Raw genomic sequence first — 15,930 nt, forward strand, 5'->3', positions numbered from 1 at the left:
TAGGCACAGCTTGTCAATGTCGTCGCACGAACACAACATCCCACACGCCATGCCCCAGCCGCAGGCCCCGGTTCTCGAACTTGGTCAGGGGCCGGTAGTCGGGCTGCGGGGCAAAGTCCGTGGCGGTGTTCTGCAACAGGGGTTCGGCGCCCAGCACCTGCAGCATCTGCTCGGCATAGGGCTGCCAGTCGGTCGCGCAGTGCAGGTAGCCACCGGGCTTGAGGCGGGCCGCCAGCTTGGCCACCAGCGGGCCCTGAATCAGGCGGCGCTTGTTGTGTTTGGTCTTGTGCCAGGGGTCGGGAAAGAAGATGTGCACACCGTCCAGGCTGCCCTCGGGCAGCATGTGGTCGATGACCTCCACGGCGTCGTGCTGCAGGATGCGGATGTTGGTCAGCTCCTGTTCGCCAATGCGCTTGAGCAGTGCGCCCACCCCCGGCTCGTGCACCTCGCAGCACAGGAAGTTGTCATCGGGGCGCACGCGGGCGATGTGGGCCGTGGCCTCGCCCATGCCAAAGCCAATTTCGAGAATCAGCGGTGCCGTGCGGCCAAAGGCCGAAGCGGCGTCGAGCGGCGCCGGGGCATACGGCAGGACAAAGCGGGGGCCGAAGTCTTCAAAGGCCTTGGCCTGGCCCGTGGTGGTGCGGCCAGCACGGCGCACAAAGCTTTTGATGGTCTTGGGGTGGGTCACGCCAGCGGGAACCCCGCCAGATGTCGTCGCGGGGGCTGCAGCGGGCGCAGCGGTGGGGGCGGAAGCGGTAGGGGTCAGTTCGGTCACGGTGCGCCATTGTAGTTTCGTCGCCACGCGGCGACCCACAGGGTCAGTGCGTCAGAGATGCCAGGGCTGTGCGGGGCAGGCAGCGATGGCAGGCCCAGCACCCGCGCGGCATCGTTTAGAGCCTGCAGCGGGTGGGACAGGTCCAGCGCGCGGGCGCCGTTCTGCTTGGAGAGTTTTTCGCCGTTGTCGCCACACACCAGCGGGGTGTGCAGGTAGCGGGGCGTGGGCACGCCCAGGGCCTGCTGCAGCAGGATCTGGCGCGGGGTGTTGTCGGCCAGGTCTTCGCCGCGCACCACATCGGTGACGCCCTGGTCGGCGTCGTCCACCACCACGGCGAGCTGGTAGGCCCAGAGCCCATCGGCCCGGCGCAGGATGAAATCACCCACGGCTTGTTCCACGTCTTGCTGCTGCAGACCCAGGCGGCGGTCGTCCCACTGCAGGAGATGGTTTGCTATGAATTTTGCAGCTACTGGCGATTTGCCATCAAGCGCCAGGGCCTGTTTTTGTTTGAAATTTGTGACATTGAACCGCCACGCGCGCCCGGCGCGGCCCTGCAGCCCGTGGCGGCAGGTGCCTGGGTAAGGCAGCGCGGCATGGCGCTCACGCGTGTGGCCCTGGGCGGCATGGGCGTCTTCGATGTCCTTGCGCGAGCAGGCGCAGGGGTAGGCGTGGCCTTGGGCTACCAATTGGTCCAGCGCCCGCTGGTAGAGCGGGCTGCGGGTGGACTGCCATTGGGGGGGAGCGTCGGGCACCATGCCGCAGCTGGCCAGCTGTTGCAGGATGAGCCGGTCCGCCCCCGGCACGCAGCGGGGTGTGTCCACATCTTCAATGCGAACAAGCCACTGGCCCCGGTGTGCCCGCGCGTCCAGCCAGCTGGCGAGGGCCGCTACCAGGGAGCCCGCATGCAGCGGCCCCGTGGGCGAAGGGGCAAACCGGCCCACGTAGCGCCGTGCAGCGCCCACCTCGGCCGTCATGCCACGGCAAGTGCCAGTTCCAGTCCCGACACGAAGGCGTCTTCAACCCGGTGCCCCAGGCACCAGTCACCGCATGCACCCAGGCCCATGGATTTGTCCCACAGGTGGCTCTTGCCCAGCGGGTGGGTGGTCTGGGCATAGCGCCAGCGGCGTGTGTCCGCATGGGCGGGGGCGGCACGAATGCCCGTGACTTCGGCAAAGGCCTTGATGAGCTTGGCCTGCACGCGGGCTTCGTCGTCTTCGAGGTGTTCGGCAGACCAGGCGGGGCTGGCCTGCACCGTCCAGCGTTCAACCACATTGCGGCCGGGCTTGGACGATTCGCGTGCCAGCCAGGCGATGCGGTGGTGTGTGCTGCGTGCAGCATTCCACTGCGGGCCCAGCGTGGTCAGGCCGGGGCGCACGGCCTGCGGGTAGGCCAGCATCAGTGTCCAGCAGGGGGCAATGGCCACCTTGGACAGGGCGTCGGTCAGCGGGGTGTCCACCGCCGAGCTGGCCAGCAGGGCCTGGGCGGGCACCGAAGGCTGGGCCAGCAGCACAGCGTCGAAACCGGCATAGACGTGCTGGCTGCCCGCAGGCCCTTCGGTGCGCAGTTGCCAGCCAGGGGCGTTCAACGAATCGGGCTCGATGGAGGTGACGCGGGTGTGGGTGATGAGCTGGCCGGCCTTGAGCAGCGGCTCGGCCCAGGCGCCCACCAGGGACTGCATGCCTGGGCTGGCCACCCAGTGTGCTTCGCGGTGGGGCAGGCCCGCAGCGGCCACACGGCCTGCGGCGTCCAGCACCTGCACGGAATTGGCGCTCCAGCGCTTGCAGATGCCGGGCACGGTGTCGATGGCGCGGGCAAAACGCGGGTCGCGCACGGTGAAGTACTGGGCACCCGCATCAAAGTTGCCAAAAGGGGTGTCGATGGTGGCAGTACGGCCGCCCGCCTGGGAGGATTTCTCGAACACCGTCACGCGGTGTCCGGCCTGCACCAGGGTGCGTGCACAGGCAATACCAGCCATGCCAGCGCCGATGATGGCGAAGTGGCGCTGGGGTTTGCCAGAGAACGTGGTGGGGGCTGCGGGGGCTGCAACGGGAGGGGTTGCCAGTGCAGTGTTGCGTCGGAGCCGTTTGGCGGGAAGAGGATCGGGTTTGCTCATGGGAGGCCTTTCGGTGACGGTCGGCAAGCGAGATGCAATACAAAACCAACAGGAACCACTCTACACGCGGTATCACCCTGTCGGGACTTGATCGGGATCAGAAATGATGGTGGTTTTCCAGCAGAGCGCGGCGTGTGGTGGGGCTTTGCAGCTGGTTCAGCCACCATTGCAGCGCGCGGCCTGGTGCGGTGAAGCCCGGGCCGCCCCAGGCGTAGTGCACACGCACGTTGCGTTCCGGGCGGGCCACGCGGCGCTCGACCAGGCGGCCGGCCTCCAGGTAGGGGCGCACCATGGGCTCGGGCAGAAAACCGCCGCCCAGGCCACGCAGCTGCACGCGCACCTTGGCCTGCATGGTGTCCACCGTCAGCACGTCCTGCCCACCGAGCAGGCCCATGGTGGCGCCGCCACGTGTCGCCGAATCAGCCACGGCCACGGCCCGGTGTTCCAGCAAGGTGGCGTCTGAGATCGGTTCGGCAGCCGCCGCAAGCGGGTGGTGGGGCGCTACTACGTAGATGAACAAGACATCGCCCAGCGTGCCCTGCTGCAGGCCCGCCACGTTGTTGCCCGCCACGGATACGCCGATGGCCAGGTCTGCCCGGCCGGAGGTCAGCGCCTCCAGCGTGCCGGTCATGATGCCGTCGCGCAACTTCAGCCGCGTCGGGGGTTTCATGGCGTAAAACGCATCCACCAGCTCCAGCATGGTGTGGGGCGAAATGATGCCGTCGATGGACAGCGTGAGCTGCGGCTCCCAGCCCGTGGCCACGCGGCGCACGCGGTGGGCCACGGCGTCAATGTCCTGCAACAGGCGCGCGCCTTCGCGCAACAGCTCCACTCCGGCCTCCGTGGGGCGGGCCTGGCGTGCGCTGCGGTCGAACAACAGCACATCCAGTGCGTCTTCAATCTGCCGCACGCGGTAGGTGAGGGCGCTGGGCACCAGGCCCAATTGCCGGGCGGCGGCGGCAAAGCTGCCCGCTTCGGCAATCACCTGCAGCATGGTCAGTGCATCGGGGGTCAGGACATCGCGTGCGTTTTGCATGGTGGTGCCATGTTAATTCAGATTATTTGAACATTGCCATCAATTCATCTGCCCCTGCAGGGTGCGCTGCAGTCCTACAGTCGAGTCTTGAAAGGAGCACTCACATGCTGACTGTTCGTAAATCGCAAGACCGGGGCCACGCCGACCATGGCTGGCTCAATTCCTTCCACAGCTTCTCGTTTGCCGGGTACTACGACCCTGCCCACATGGGCTTTGGCAACCTGCGGGTCATCAACGAAGACCGCATCGCACCGGGCACGGGGTTTGGCACCCATGGCCACCGCGACATGGAGATCATCAGCTATGTGCTGTCGGGCGAACTGGCCCACAAGGACAGCATGGGCAACATCAAGGGCATCCCGCCCGGCGACGTGCAGCGCATGAGCGCAGGCACCGGTGTGCAGCACAGCGAGTTCAACCACGCTGCAGGCCAGACCACGCACTTCCTGCAGATCTGGATCGAGCCCAATGTGCGTGGCATCTCGCCGAGCTACGAGCAAAAGACCTTTGCCGAGGCTGAAAAGCGCGGCGCCCTGCGCTTGGTGGCATCGCCCGACGGCGCCCAGGGCTCGGTCAAGATCCATGCCGATGCGGCCCTGTACGCAGGCTTGCTGGATGGCGCTGAATCCGCCACGCTGGCGCTGAACCCCGCCCGCAAGACCTATGTGCACCTGGTGCGCGGTGCACTCAGCGCCAATGGGCAAGGCCTGTCGGGCGGCGATGCGCTGCTGATGGAAAAGGAAACCACCTTGTCGTTGACCGATGGCCACGACGCCGAGGTGCTGGTGTTTGATCTGGCCGCCTGACATTCGACGTTCATTCTTCAACCCACTTTCACCCGGAGTTCTTCACCATGTTCACATCCCTGCAAAACCCCCTGGCTCTCGCATCGCGCCTGTTGCTGGCCGCCCTGTTTCTGCCTGCGGGCATCAGCAAGCTCACCGGCTTTGCTGGCACTGTCGGTTACATCACGTCGGTAGGCCTGCCCATGCCCACCGTGGCCGCCGCCGTGGCCGCTGCGGTCGAGGTGCTGGGCAGCCTGGCGCTGATCTTCGGCTTTGGCACGCGTCTGGCAGCGCTCGCGCTGGCATTCTTCACGCTGGTGGCCAGCTTCTTCTTTCATGCGTTCTGGGACCTGCCCGCTGACAAGCAAATGATGCAGCAGCTCATGTTCTTCAAGAACGTGGGCGTGACCGGCGGCCTGCTGGCACTGGCAGCGTTTGGCGCAGGCGGCTGGAGCCTGGATGCGCGCCAGTCGGGCCGCTGAGCGATCCCCTCAAAAGGCCTGCTGACCGCAGGGCTGTGGTTTCCAGCATTCAATCCGTTCTTCCGCCGTTCTCGCTTTCCTTGTCCCCCTCGTTTCAACAGGAGTTTTCTCATGGCACACATCGCAGTTGTTTACCACTCGGGTTACGGTCACACACAGCGCCTGGCGCAGGCCGTGGCAGAAGGCGCTGGCGCTCAGTTGATCGCCATCGATGCCGAGGGCAACCTGCCCGAAGGCGGCTGGGAAACGCTGGCCGCTGCCAGCGCCATCATCTTTGGCTCGCCCACTTACATGGCCGGCCCCAGCTGGCAGTTCAAGAAGTTTGCCGACGCCTCGTCCAAGCCCTGGTTCAGCCAGGCCTGGAAGGACAAGCTGTTCGCAGGCTTTACCAACAGCGCCAGCACCAATGGCGACAAGCAGATCACGCTGGACTACATGTTCCACCTGGCCATGCAGCACGGCGGCCTGTGGGTGGGCAACGGCATGATGCCCGCCAACTCCAAGGCCGCCACGCGCAACGATGTGAACTGGATCGGCTCCTTCAGCGGCGCCATGGCGCAGTCGCCATCGGACGCCTCGGCCGCCGAGATGTTCCCTGGCGACCTGGAAACCGGCAAGAAGTTTGGCCAGCGTGTGGCAGAGATGGCTGCCAAGCTGGGCAGCTGAACCGCAGAAGCTGGTAGGCTGGCGGCGTTGTTGTCCAGCCCTCAAGGAGCCACCCGATGAATCACCTTTTTGACCTTGTCTCTGTCGTTGAAGCGATGGGAGTGCTGTCATGAACGCTTCCCTGCGTCTGTCGGGCCAAGCCAAGGACCTGGGTGGTGGCTTCACGGTACGGCGCCTGCTGCCCGCCGTGCAGCGCCAGGCGGTGGGACCCTTCCTGTTTTTTGACCACTTCGGGCCGGTGACGGTGGAGCCCGATGCGGGCCACGATGTGCGGCCTCACCCCCACATCGGCCTGGCCACCGTGACCTACCTGTTCTCCGGCGCCATCATGCACCGCGACAGCCTGGGCTATGTGCAGCAGATTGAGCCCGGTGCCATCAACTGGATGACGGCGGGGCGCGGCATCGTGCATTCCGAGCGCCGCCCGCAGAATCTCGCAAACCAGGCCTATGTGAACCATGGCATCCAGCTGTGGGCTGCTTTGCCGATGGCCCATGAAGAGGCCGATCCTTCGTTTGTGCACACGCCTGCCGCTGCCATTCCGCAGGTGCAGGTGGGAGATGCCACCGTGCGGGTGCTGATTGGGGAAGCCTTTGGGCAGACCTCTCCTGTTGCCACCTATTCCCGCACGCTGTACCTCGATGTGCAGTTGCCTGCGGGCGCCACACTGGAGATCCCCGCGCTCGTCCCGGAGATGGCGGTCTACACCGTGGACGCACCGGTCCAGCTCGACGGGGACACCGTGGCCCCACAGCTTCTGGCAGTAGGGGAACCAGGGCGGGCCACACACCTTGCTGCGGGTGACAGCGCCGTGCGCCTGATGGTGATTGGTGGCGATGCACTGGATGCGCCGCGCCACATGTGGTGGAACTTTGTCTCCAGCCGCAAGGACCGCATCGTGCAGGCTGCCGCTGACTGGGATGCCCAGGCCATGGGGCAGGTGCCGGGGGAGGTGGAGTGGATTCCGCTGCCAGAGCGCCGCTTCAAGGCCTGACTTGGCCAAATTGTTGGCTTTGAATGCCTGAAATTTCAAGCAAAATTGGCATCTAGCGCTTGATGGATGAGCGCTATAAGCTCACTTATTGATAGCGTTTTCGCTGTCGGTGGGTAAGGGGTCGGTAGACAGGTCTGCCGCCAGCACCCTGCGTTCATCGAACACAAAACAGCCGCCGTGGTAGTGCGCGCCATCGGTCAGTTCAAAGTATTTGAGGATGCCGCCTTCGAGCTGGTAGACATGCGAGAGGCCTTCTTCGCGCATCAGGATCGCGGCCTTCTCGCACCGGATGCCTCCGGTGCAGAAGCTCACCACGGTCTTGTCCTGCAGCTCGGTCTTGTGCGCGCGCAGGGCTGGCGGGAATTCGGTGAACTTGTCGATGCGCCAGTCGATGGCGTTGTCGAAGGTGCCAGCGTCCACCTCGAAGGCGTTGCGGGTGTCCAGCGTGACCACTTCGCGCCCCTCATCGTCATGGCCCTGCGCCAGCCAGCGTCGCAGGGTGGCCGGGTCCACCGAGGGCGCGCGGCCCTGGGCGGGGCGGATGGTGGGGTGGTCCATACGGATGATCTCGCGCTTGACCTTGACCAGCATCTTGCGAAACGGCACCGTGGCCGACCAGCTTTCCTTGGGCTCCAGATCGGCAAAACGGGCATCGGTGCGCAGCGCATCGACAAACCCGCGCACGGCCTCGGCCGCGCCCGCCAGAAAGAAGTTGATGCCTTCCTCGGCCAGAAGGATGGTGCCCTTGAGTCCCGCCGCCGTGGCGCGCGCATGCAGCAGCTCGCGAAGGGCCGCCGCATCGGGCAAAGGCACGAACTTGTAGCAGGAGATGTTCAGGACGGTGTCGATGGGGTTCACGGCAAATCAAATGAGCGCAGCGAGGGGCGCGCTTTCACTTCGGTCAAGGCAACTCGCTGAGGCCAGCGGGGGGAGGGCACCGCGCTGCTGCCGGGCTGTGGCGCCTGCGGGCGTCTCAGGCGGCCGGGGTCAGCAGCGTGGTTTCGATCTTGTTGGCCAATTGGGCAATCGCCAGGGCCGCAGGGCAGCCCGGGGTTTGCAGCAGCAACAACTGGCGGCGCATGACCGCGTCGCGTACCGAGGGATCGGCCGGGATGTCGCCCATGTGGATCAAGCGCATCGGGCGACCGGATTCTGTGGTGACAAAGCGGTCCAGCACCTGCTGCAGCTGGCTGGTGATGGCGCGGCCGTCGCCTGGACGCGCGGCCTGGTTGATGACCATGCGCACATGCTGGCGCTTTTGCTGCATGGCCAGCACCTTGATGGCGGCGTAGGCGTCGGTCAGCGAGGTGGGTTCGGGCGTGGCCACGATGAGCACCTCGGACGCCAGCGAAATGGAAAACAGCACCACGTCGGAAATGCCGGCGCCGGTGTCCAGCAGCACCACGTCGTACTGGGGCGTGAGCGCCTGGATCACGCTCAGGAATTGATTGCGCACCTCGGGCGTGAGGCGCGAATACTCGACCATGCCCGAGCCTGCCAGCAGCACGTTGAAGCCACCCGGGGCCTGGATCACGGCCTCTTCCAGCGTGGCCTTGCCGGTGAAGACGTCGTGCAGGGTGATCTTGGGGTGCAGATTCAGCACCACATCCAGGTTGGCCAGGCCCAGGTCGGCGTCGAGCACCAGCACGCGCTGGCCACGGCGGGTGAGGGCCGCAGCCAGGTTGGCCGACACAAAGGTCTTGCCAACCCCGCCTTTGCCGCTGGTGATGGCAATGATGCGGGCACCCGTTGCAGAGTGCGAGGGTGAGGCGGCGCCAGCAGGAGCCGCTGGCGATGTGGGTGGGGGAGGGGACAGCGCGTCGCTCATCTTCTAACTTTCAGTAGGCGCTGCCTGTTGGGTTGGGGTCCACCGGAGGCAGGTCGCCCCAACCCGAGGGGGTGTAGAGCGGGCCAAACAACAGGCTTTTCTCTTCGGCACTGACAGTGCTGTCGGGTTGCTCCTCAATGCTGACGCGGTTGCGGCCTGCCGCCTTGGCCTGGTAGAGCTGGTGGTCGGCACGGTCGGTCCACAGCAAGGTGGTGGAGCGGATCCACTGCAGGGCAAAGGCGCCGCCAATGCTCACCGTGACGTGGAGTTCCACCGAGCCCGAGACCTTGATGGGCGTGTTGGCAACGGCACGCCGGATACGTTCGGCCACCACGCTGCCAAAGCCGGCCTGGCATGCGGGGAGCACCACGGCGAATTCCTCGCCACCGTAGCGCGCCAGCGTGTCCATGGGGCGCACGCAGGCGCTGAGCGTGCGCGCCACCGACTGCAGCACGATGTCGCCAGCCAGATGGCCATGCGTGTCGTTGACTTTCTTGAAATGGTCAATGTCGAGCATCAGCAGCAATGCTGCCTCTCCCGAGCGGGTGACGCGATCGATTTCGCGTTCCAGCACGGCGCGGAAGTGCCGGCGGTTGGCCAGACCGGTGAGCGGGTCTTTGAGGGAGAGTTCACACAGTCCGTCGATCAGGCCCTGCAGGTAGCGCGAGGGCACCTCGCGGTGCAACGCTGCTTCGCTGCCGCCAGCCTGAGCCACCAGCGCGTGGGCAGTATCCAGGCGAAGGTCGCGCAGATCTACCAGATGAGAGGCCGCAGAGTCAGACACAAATGGAGCAAAAAGAGTTTGTGCAGTGTACCAGTGCGCCAGCGGGAAGGGCCCCCGCCCCAGGTCTAGGTGAAACCCGCAGCGGTACTGGGAAAAGGGGGGTGGAAGGCTCCTGCATCACACCCGTTCCACCGGCTGCGGAAGCTGCTGCAGCGCTACCAGTGCTTCGGCGTCGGTGCGGTACATCGCGAGGCCCGTTCCGGGCTCCAGCAAACCGGCCTGGCGCAGAACCTGCTCTACGGGAAGCTTGAGGCCGCTGAGGTGCAATGTGCCCCCCCGTGATTGCAGCAGGGCCAGCAGCTGCGCGAAGGTCTCTACGCCCGTCACGTCGATCCGGTTGATGGGCTGGGCCATCAGGCACAGGTGCACTACATCGGGATGGGTGGCCAGGTGCTCGGTAACGCGCCGCTCCAGGGCGCTGGCCGAGGCAAAGTCCAGCTCGGCATCCATGCGCAGCGCCAGCAGCCGGGGAGCCAGAGCGGGCAGGTGCCACAGGTGCCGGTCGCGCAGGCTGCCATCCGGGTGCAGGCCCACTTCAATGATGCGGGGGTGCAGCCGCTGGTACAGAAAGTGGCTCAGGTTCATCAGCAAACCCACCAGCACGCCCCAGTACATGCGCGGGGCCGTGGCCAGTGTCAGTGCGAAGGTGATGCCGCCGATCACGGCCTCGACCCTTGACACCCGCCACAGGCGCAGCAGCATGCCGGGCTTGATGAGGCTGGTCACGGCGGTTACCACCACGGCAGCCAGCACCGACTGCGGCACGTGGTAAAGCGCCGGAGTGAGCCATAGCAGCACCACGAGTACCAGGGCAATGGCAAACAGCGTGGCCCAGCCGCTTTTGGCGCCCGCATACAGGTTGATGGCCGAGCGCGAGAACGAGGCGCTGGTTGCAAAGCTGCCAAACAGCCCACTGCTGATTTTGGCCAGGCCCTGGCCGATGAGGTCCTGGTTTTCATTCCAGCGCTCGCCAGACCGCTGGCTTTCTACCTTGGCGCTGGATGCCGTCTCCAAAAAACTCACCAGCGTGACGACCAGCACCGGCATCACCAGCGCAGAAAAGCTGGACCATGGCAGCGCTCCGGGCCAGTACGGGGCCGGCAGACCCGAGGGCAACGCGCCCACCACGGCTCCGCCAGCGTCCGCATAGTCCAGTGCCCAGCTCATGGCGCCGGCCGCGCCCACCACCACAATGGCTGCAGGAAAATTCGGCCGCCAGCGGCGCGCCAAAATCAGCAGCGCCAGACTGCCCAGGCCAAAAGCCGCCGCCGTGAGGTCAAACAGCCCGGTCGAAGGCGTTGACAGCAGCGCCCCCCAGTCTGACCGTAACCCGGTGAGTGCGGCCAGCTGCGAGCCCAAAATCAGTAACGCCGCAGCCTGGGTAAACCCGCTCAATACGGGGGACGTCACAAGATTGAGCAGCCAGCCAAACCGCGCCATCCCCATGACCAGCTGCAGCAGGCCCGACAGCAAAGCGATCCACGCTGCCATGGCCACCCATTGCGCGCTGCCCGGCTCGGCCAAGCCTGTGAGTGACGCGCCGATCAGCAGGCTGGTAAGCGCTGTCGGCCCCACGCCGAGCCGCGTCGATGCGCTGAACAACACCGCCACCAGTGCAGGAATCAGCGAGGCATAGATACCCGTCACCAGCGGCATGCCGGCCAGCGCTGCATAGGCGACCCCCTGCGGCACCAGCATCAGGCCCACCGTCATGCCCGCCCAGAACTCTCCTTTGATCAGGGCGCGGTCTGGCCGGGGCCAGGACAAAAAGGGGAACCAACGGGTGAGTGACGCAGCGGAAAAAGCCATGGGTACATTGTCGCGCCTCGGCATCGGGCCAGCTTTGCGCAATTTGCGGCATCGTCCTACAGGTGCCTAGGCTGCATCCGACCTAGTGCGCACCTGCCTGCGTTTACAGTCTCGCCATGTTTCAACCGCAAGGAGTTTCCGCATGAACAATCTGAAGATTTCCCAGCGTCCTGCACACCGTATTGCAACCATCCTGGCCGTGAGCGCCCTGGCCTTGGGCCTGTCTGCCTGCGGCAAGAAGGAAGAGCCGACTGTGGGCCAGCGCCTGGATTCCGCCGTCGAAAAGACCGAGCAGGCCGCTGCCGAAGCCCGCGCCAAGGCCGAAAGCGCCATGGAGAACGCTCAGACGAAGGTGGAGCAGGGTGCTGCGAATGCAGAATCTTCGGCCAAGGATGCCGCCAATAAGGGCATGGTTTTTCTGAGTGACGCAGAAATCACCGCACAGATCAGCGCCAGCCTCGCCAAGGACCCCGACCTGAGCGCGGTGAAGATTGATGTCGATACAGCGAATGGCCGTGTGACGCTGAAAGGCCCCGCACCCTCCGCCGTGGCCCGTGAGCGCGCCGAAGGCATTGCCAAGGCCGTGAATGGCGTTAGTTCTGTGAACAATCAACTGGTGGTCAGCGCGAGCTAAGCGCGCGGGCTGGCATCAGCCCCGGCGCCGCAAACAGCGCTTCACACCACGCGCCGCCCGGGTTCACGCCCTGGCGGCGCGCTACCATGGTCGGCATGAAAGAGCACGACACCGACCTCGCCACCCGCATCGTCCACCATGACTACGTTCCTCCTGCTGGTTTCGTAGCGCCCCAGCCGGGGGTGTACAAGGCCTCCACCGTCATCTTTCCCAACGTCGCGGCCATGCGCTCGCGCGAATGGAAGGACAAAAGCGGCTACACCTATGGGCTGCACGGCACGCCCACCACGTTCATCCTGGAGGAGCGCCTGTGTGCGCTGGAGGGCGGCCTGCAGTGCGTGCTGGTTCCCAGCGGCCTTGCCGCCATTGCCAACGTGGCCTTGGCCCTGCTTCAGCCCGGCGACGAAGTGCTGATCCCGGACAACGCCTACGGCCCTGGCAAAGACCTTGCCAATGGTGAACTGGCGCGTTTTGGCATCACCCATGGGTTTTACGATCCGCTCGACCCAGCCGATCTGGCCGCCCGCATCACCCCTGCAACCCGGCTGGTGTGGCTGGAGGCTCCGGGCTCGGTCAGCATGGAGTTTCCCGACCTGTGCGAGCAGGTGCGCATCTGCCGCGCACACGGCGTGACCACGGCGCTGGACAACACCTGGGGCGCGGGTCTCGCGTTTGCGCCGTTTGACCTCACAGGTGATGGCAGCCTGGGGGTCGATATTTCGGCCCACGCGCTCACCAAGTACCCCAGTGGCGGTGGCGATGTGCTGATGGGCAGCGTCATGACGCGGGACCCGGGCCTGCACATGAAGATCAAGCTCACCCACATGCGGCTGGGCTTGGGGGTGGGGGCCAACGACGCAGAGGCTGTGCTGCGCGCACTGCCCAGCATCGGCCTGCGCTACCGCGCCCATGACGAAGCGGCCCGCACTCTGGCGCGGTGGCTGCAGCAGCAGCCCGCCATCGTGCAGGTGCTGCACCCCGCGCTGGAAGGCGCGCCCGGCCACACACATTGGAAGGCACTGTGTGGCGCCGGGCAGGGCGGGGCGGGGCTGGCAGCGGGCCTGTTCAGCGTGATGATTGATGCCCGCTACACCCAGAAGCAGGTGGATGCGTTCTGCGACGGCCTGCGGCTGATCAAGCTGGGCTACAGCTGGGGCGGCCCCATGAGCCTGGTGGTGCCCTACAACATCGCGAGCATGCGCAGCCGCCCGCCCGCGCACTTGAAGCCGGGCACGCTGGTGCGGTTTTCGATCGGGCTGGAGGCGGTGGAAGACCTGCGGCGCGATCTGCAGCAGGCCCTGGAGCACGCCTTCCCGGCAGGCTGAGGCCTGCTTTTTTGCGCGGGGTGGTAGTTTCCTCAGTGGCGCACCGCCGAGGGCTGGCTTAGTGTGAGTGTTCGCGGGTGTCCCGCTGCCACTTCCACGAACTGCCCGAATGACCGCCACCCGATCGGATTCCTCCAACTCCCTCCCTGCGTGTGCCGATCCGGCTCAGCAACCGGCGCCAGACACCTCGGTGGCCCAGCCCGTGACCCTGCAGCGCCTGGGGTTGGCGGACCCGTTCCGTTGGCTGGCCAGGGGCTTGCAGGATGTGCGCGCGGCTCCCGGCATTGCCCTGTTTTATGGCGTTTGCTTCTGGTGCATGGCGCTGGTGCTGGGCTGGGTGTTCCGCACCCGGCCTGAATACACCATGTCCCTGGCGAGTGGCTGCCTGCTGGTAGGCCCCTTCTTGGCGATGGGGCTGTACGACACCAGCCGTCGGCGCGAGGCGGGGCTCAAGCCCGAGCTGAGCGAATCGCTCACCTGCTGGGACAGCCACATGGGCAGCATGGGCATGCTGGTGCTGGTGCTTGTGGTGCTGGAGCTGCTGTGGGGGCGTGCATCGCTGGTGGTGTTTGCCGTGTTCTTCAACACCGGCATGCCGTCCACCACGGGCGTGCTGCAGGCGGTCTTCAGCCCGCAGAACTGGAGCTTTGTGGCGGTGTACCTCGTGGTGGGCGGCGTATTTGCAGCGCTGGTGTTCTCCACCTCCGTGGTGTCCATTCCCATGATTCTGGACCGAGACACCGATGCGCTTACGGCCGGTATCACCAGCATGCGCGTGGTGCTGGAGAACCCCCTGGTCATGCTGCTCTGGGGCGCACTTATCACCACCCTCGTGGTGTTTTCCCTCTGGTTCTGGGGCATCGGGCTGCTGGTGGCCGGGCCGGTTCTGGGCTTTGCAAGCTGGCATGCGTACCGCGCATCGGTCATCCCGCTCCAACGCCCCCCAGCGGGGGCTTGAAAAACCCATGCTGTTACAGTGAGTCTCAACTTCAGGAAGCAATTACCTTGGCAACACCCAACTACGGATACGAAAAACGCCAGCGCGAACTCGCCAAAAAGAAAAAAAAGGAAGAGAAGCTGAGGTCCAAAACACAGCGCAGGCCGGACGATCCGCAAGGCGACGACCAGCCCGCTGACGGCCAGCCCAGCGGCGATGCTGCGGCCCCGGACCAGCCCACAGGCGCTCCCGGCGCCTGAGCCCTCAGCGCAAGAGTTTTTTCAGTTCCGGCCACACATTGGCCAGCATCTGCGGATGCGCCTCGGCGCGAGGATGGATGCGGTCAGGCTGGAACAGGCGGGTCGGATCGGGCCCGTCGGCCACCCCCTTCAGGAAGAAGGGCACCACGGCCACCTTCTGGGCCTTGGCCACTGTGGTGAACAGGCCCGCGAACTTGTTGGCGTAGTCGGTGCCATAGTTGGGTGGCACCTGCATGCCCACCAGCAGCACCTTGGCCCCGGCCTTTTGCGCCGCCTGCGTCATAACCGTCAGATTCTCTTCCGTGTTCTTGAGCGGCAATCCCCGCAGGGCATCGTTGCCGCCCAGTTCAATCACCACATGGCTGGGCTTGTGCTGCGCCAGCAGCGCCGCCAGGCGCGAACGGCCGCCCGAAGTAGTCTCCCCACTCACGCTGGCGTTGACCACCGTAGCGGCCAGCTTTTCCTGGGTCAGTTGTTTTTCGAGCAGCGCCACCCAGCCCGTGCCGCGTGCCAGGCCATATTCGGCGCTCAGAGAGTCTCCCAGCACCAGGATCACGGGCTGGCGAATCGGCGCGGCCGCTGTCTTGGACGTTGCCTGGGCCATGGCGCAGGGCGCCGAAAGCCCCACCAGAAGCCCGATAGAGGCGCGCAGGATAAAGTGGCGCCGTTGCTGATATCGAATCAAAGTAAAGAGCCTTTCATGTCCGAATCCTCTCCATTGCCCAAGACAGCTGCTGCCACACCCATCATTGCCGTGGAGCATGTCTTCAAATCGGTCACGGATTCCACCGGAACCCTCGACATTCTGCGGGATATCGATTTCCGCCTGGCCGCCAGGGAAACCGCCGCCATCGTGGGCGCGTCGGGCTCGGGCAAGAGCACCTTGCTGTCCATCATCGCGGGGCTGGACACCCCCAGCCGTGGCACGGTGCGGCTCGATGGCCACGACCTCTTTGCCATCGACGAGGATGAGCGCGCTGCGCTGCGGGCCCAGAAGGTGGGTTTCGTGTTCCAGAGCTTTCAGCTCATGGGCAACCTCACCGCGCTGGAGAACGTGATGCTGCCGCTGGAGTTGGCCAACCGCCCTGAAGTTCGCAAAAATGCCCGCAAGGTAGCCGCCGACATGCTGGCCCGCGTGGGGCTGGGCCAGCGCCTCTCTCACTACCCCAAGGTGCTCTCGGGTGGCGAACAGCAGCGCGTGGCGCTGGCGCGAGCGTTTGTGGTGCAACCTGCCGTGCTGCTGGCCGATGAGCCTACGGGCAGCCTCGACTTTGCCACCGGCGAAACCATCATGAAGCTCATGTTCGACCTGAACCGCGAGCAGGGCACCACGCTGGTGTTGGTCACCCATGACCGCGCCATCGCCGAGCAGTGCGAGCGGCGCATCACCATCGAAGCCGGGCGGGTCGTGTAAGCGCTATTTGCCGCGCTGAGAGGGAGGCGGAAACCAGGTTTTTGAGTGTTTTTGGCCTCTAGCGCTTATTCATAAAGCGGTAGCAGCT

General features: G+C 65.4%; 18 protein-coding genes. 9 read left to right on the forward strand and 9 right to left on the reverse strand.

Annotation, left to right across the window (positions count from 1 at the left end):
* Positions 1–13: 13 nt before the first annotated feature.
* From trmB to LPA35_RS03800, 4 genes are all read right to left on the reverse strand, one after another.
* Positions 14–775 (reverse strand): tRNA (guanosine(46)-N7)-methyltransferase TrmB, encoded by a 762-nt coding sequence (gene trmB, locus LPA35_RS03785; protein WP_055398104.1) that lies wholly within the window; start codon positions 773–775, stop codon positions 14–16.
* Positions 772–1,749, reverse strand: coding sequence for a tRNA glutamyl-Q(34) synthetase GluQRS (gene gluQRS, locus LPA35_RS03790; RefSeq protein ID WP_228895151.1), 978 nt, complete (start codon positions 1,747–1,749; stop codon positions 772–774). Before gluQRS ends, trmB begins: the two co-directional genes overlap by 4 nt.
* Positions 1,746–2,888: an NAD(P)/FAD-dependent oxidoreductase gene (locus LPA35_RS03795; protein WP_255669567.1), complete on the reverse strand. Its 1,143-nt coding sequence runs from the start codon at positions 2,886–2,888 to the stop codon at positions 1,746–1,748. The genes gluQRS and LPA35_RS03795 overlap by 4 nt, the downstream gene beginning before the upstream one ends.
* Before the next feature lie 97 nt (positions 2,889–2,985).
* Positions 2,986–3,924, reverse strand: coding sequence for a LysR substrate-binding domain-containing protein (locus LPA35_RS03800; protein WP_055398106.1), 939 nt, complete (start codon positions 3,922–3,924; stop codon positions 2,986–2,988).
* A 104-nt stretch (positions 3,925–4,028) separates the two neighbouring features.
* On the opposite strand from LPA35_RS03800, the gene LPA35_RS03805 reads away from it, so the two are divergent.
* The 4 genes from LPA35_RS03805 (at position 4,029) to LPA35_RS03820 (ending at position 6,851) form a co-directional block, all read left to right on the forward strand.
* Positions 4,029–4,730 (forward strand): pirin family protein, encoded by a 702-nt coding sequence (locus tag LPA35_RS03805; RefSeq protein ID WP_055398107.1) that lies wholly within the window; start codon positions 4,029–4,031, stop codon positions 4,728–4,730.
* 47 nt (positions 4,731–4,777) lie between these two features.
* Positions 4,778–5,191 (forward strand): DoxX family protein, encoded by a 414-nt coding sequence (locus tag LPA35_RS03810; RefSeq protein ID WP_055398108.1) that lies wholly within the window; start codon positions 4,778–4,780, stop codon positions 5,189–5,191.
* A gap of 111 nt (positions 5,192–5,302) precedes the next feature.
* The gene (locus tag LPA35_RS03815; protein ID WP_228895153.1) at positions 5,303–5,857 is read left to right on the forward strand and encodes a flavodoxin family protein; all 555 of its coding nucleotides are present in this window, start codon (positions 5,303–5,305) and stop codon (positions 5,855–5,857) included.
* A 109-nt stretch (positions 5,858–5,966) separates the two neighbouring features.
* Positions 5,967–6,851, forward strand: a complete 885-nt coding sequence (locus LPA35_RS03820) for a pirin family protein (protein WP_228895155.1) — start codon at positions 5,967–5,969, stop codon at positions 6,849–6,851.
* A gap of 81 nt (positions 6,852–6,932) precedes the next feature.
* Here LPA35_RS03820 and LPA35_RS03825 read toward each other — a convergent pair whose 3' ends face one another.
* From LPA35_RS03825 to LPA35_RS03840, 4 genes are all read right to left on the reverse strand, one after another.
* Entirely contained in the window at positions 6,933–7,700 is a 768-nt protein-coding gene (locus LPA35_RS03825) for a sulfurtransferase (protein WP_121422718.1), read from the reverse strand.
* Between the two features lie 124 nt (positions 7,701–7,824).
* Positions 7,825–8,679: a MinD/ParA family protein gene (locus LPA35_RS03830; RefSeq protein ID WP_121506525.1), complete on the reverse strand. Its 855-nt coding sequence runs from the start codon at positions 8,677–8,679 to the stop codon at positions 7,825–7,827.
* A gap of 10 nt (positions 8,680–8,689) precedes the next feature.
* Positions 8,690–9,463: a GGDEF domain-containing protein gene (locus LPA35_RS03835; protein WP_055398112.1), complete on the reverse strand. Its 774-nt coding sequence runs from the start codon at positions 9,461–9,463 to the stop codon at positions 8,690–8,692.
* A gap of 117 nt (positions 9,464–9,580) precedes the next feature.
* Entirely contained in the window at positions 9,581–11,272 is a 1,692-nt protein-coding gene (locus LPA35_RS03840) for a SulP family inorganic anion transporter (RefSeq protein WP_228895158.1), read from the reverse strand.
* A gap of 142 nt (positions 11,273–11,414) precedes the next feature.
* Between LPA35_RS03840 and LPA35_RS03845 the strand changes: the two genes are divergently transcribed.
* The 4 genes from LPA35_RS03845 (at position 11,415) to LPA35_RS03860 (ending at position 14,428) form a co-directional block, all read left to right on the forward strand.
* Positions 11,415–11,906 (forward strand): BON domain-containing protein, encoded by a 492-nt coding sequence (locus tag LPA35_RS03845; protein ID WP_055398114.1) that lies wholly within the window; start codon positions 11,415–11,417, stop codon positions 11,904–11,906.
* Positions 11,907–11,992: 86 nt separating this feature from the next.
* Positions 11,993–13,231 carry a PLP-dependent transferase gene (locus LPA35_RS03850; protein WP_228895160.1) on the forward strand — a complete coding sequence of 413 codons (1,239 nt, stop codon included), beginning with the start codon at positions 11,993–11,995 and terminating at the stop codon, positions 13,229–13,231.
* Between the two features lie 109 nt (positions 13,232–13,340).
* Positions 13,341–14,189, forward strand: coding sequence for a DUF2189 domain-containing protein (locus tag LPA35_RS03855; protein WP_228895162.1), 849 nt, complete (start codon positions 13,341–13,343; stop codon positions 14,187–14,189).
* A gap of 47 nt (positions 14,190–14,236) precedes the next feature.
* Positions 14,237–14,428 (forward strand): hypothetical protein, encoded by a 192-nt coding sequence (locus LPA35_RS03860; RefSeq protein ID WP_218301002.1) that lies wholly within the window; start codon positions 14,237–14,239, stop codon positions 14,426–14,428.
* A 4-nt stretch (positions 14,429–14,432) separates the two neighbouring features.
* On the opposite strand, the gene LPA35_RS03865 is transcribed toward LPA35_RS03860, so the two are convergent.
* Positions 14,433–15,113 carry an arylesterase gene (locus LPA35_RS03865; protein ID WP_228895166.1) on the reverse strand — a complete coding sequence of 227 codons (681 nt, stop codon included), beginning with the start codon at positions 15,111–15,113 and terminating at the stop codon, positions 14,433–14,435.
* Between the two features lie 15 nt (positions 15,114–15,128).
* Between LPA35_RS03865 and LPA35_RS03870 the strand changes: the two genes are divergently transcribed.
* Entirely contained in the window at positions 15,129–15,842 is a 714-nt protein-coding gene (locus tag LPA35_RS03870; RefSeq protein WP_055398119.1) for an ABC transporter ATP-binding protein, read from the forward strand.
* Positions 15,843–15,930: the final 88 nt, after the last annotated feature.

This window comes from Acidovorax sp. Leaf73, assembly GCF_916855635.1.
GTDB classification, from domain to species: domain Bacteria; phylum Pseudomonadota; class Gammaproteobacteria; order Burkholderiales; family Burkholderiaceae_C; genus Acidovorax; species Acidovorax facilis.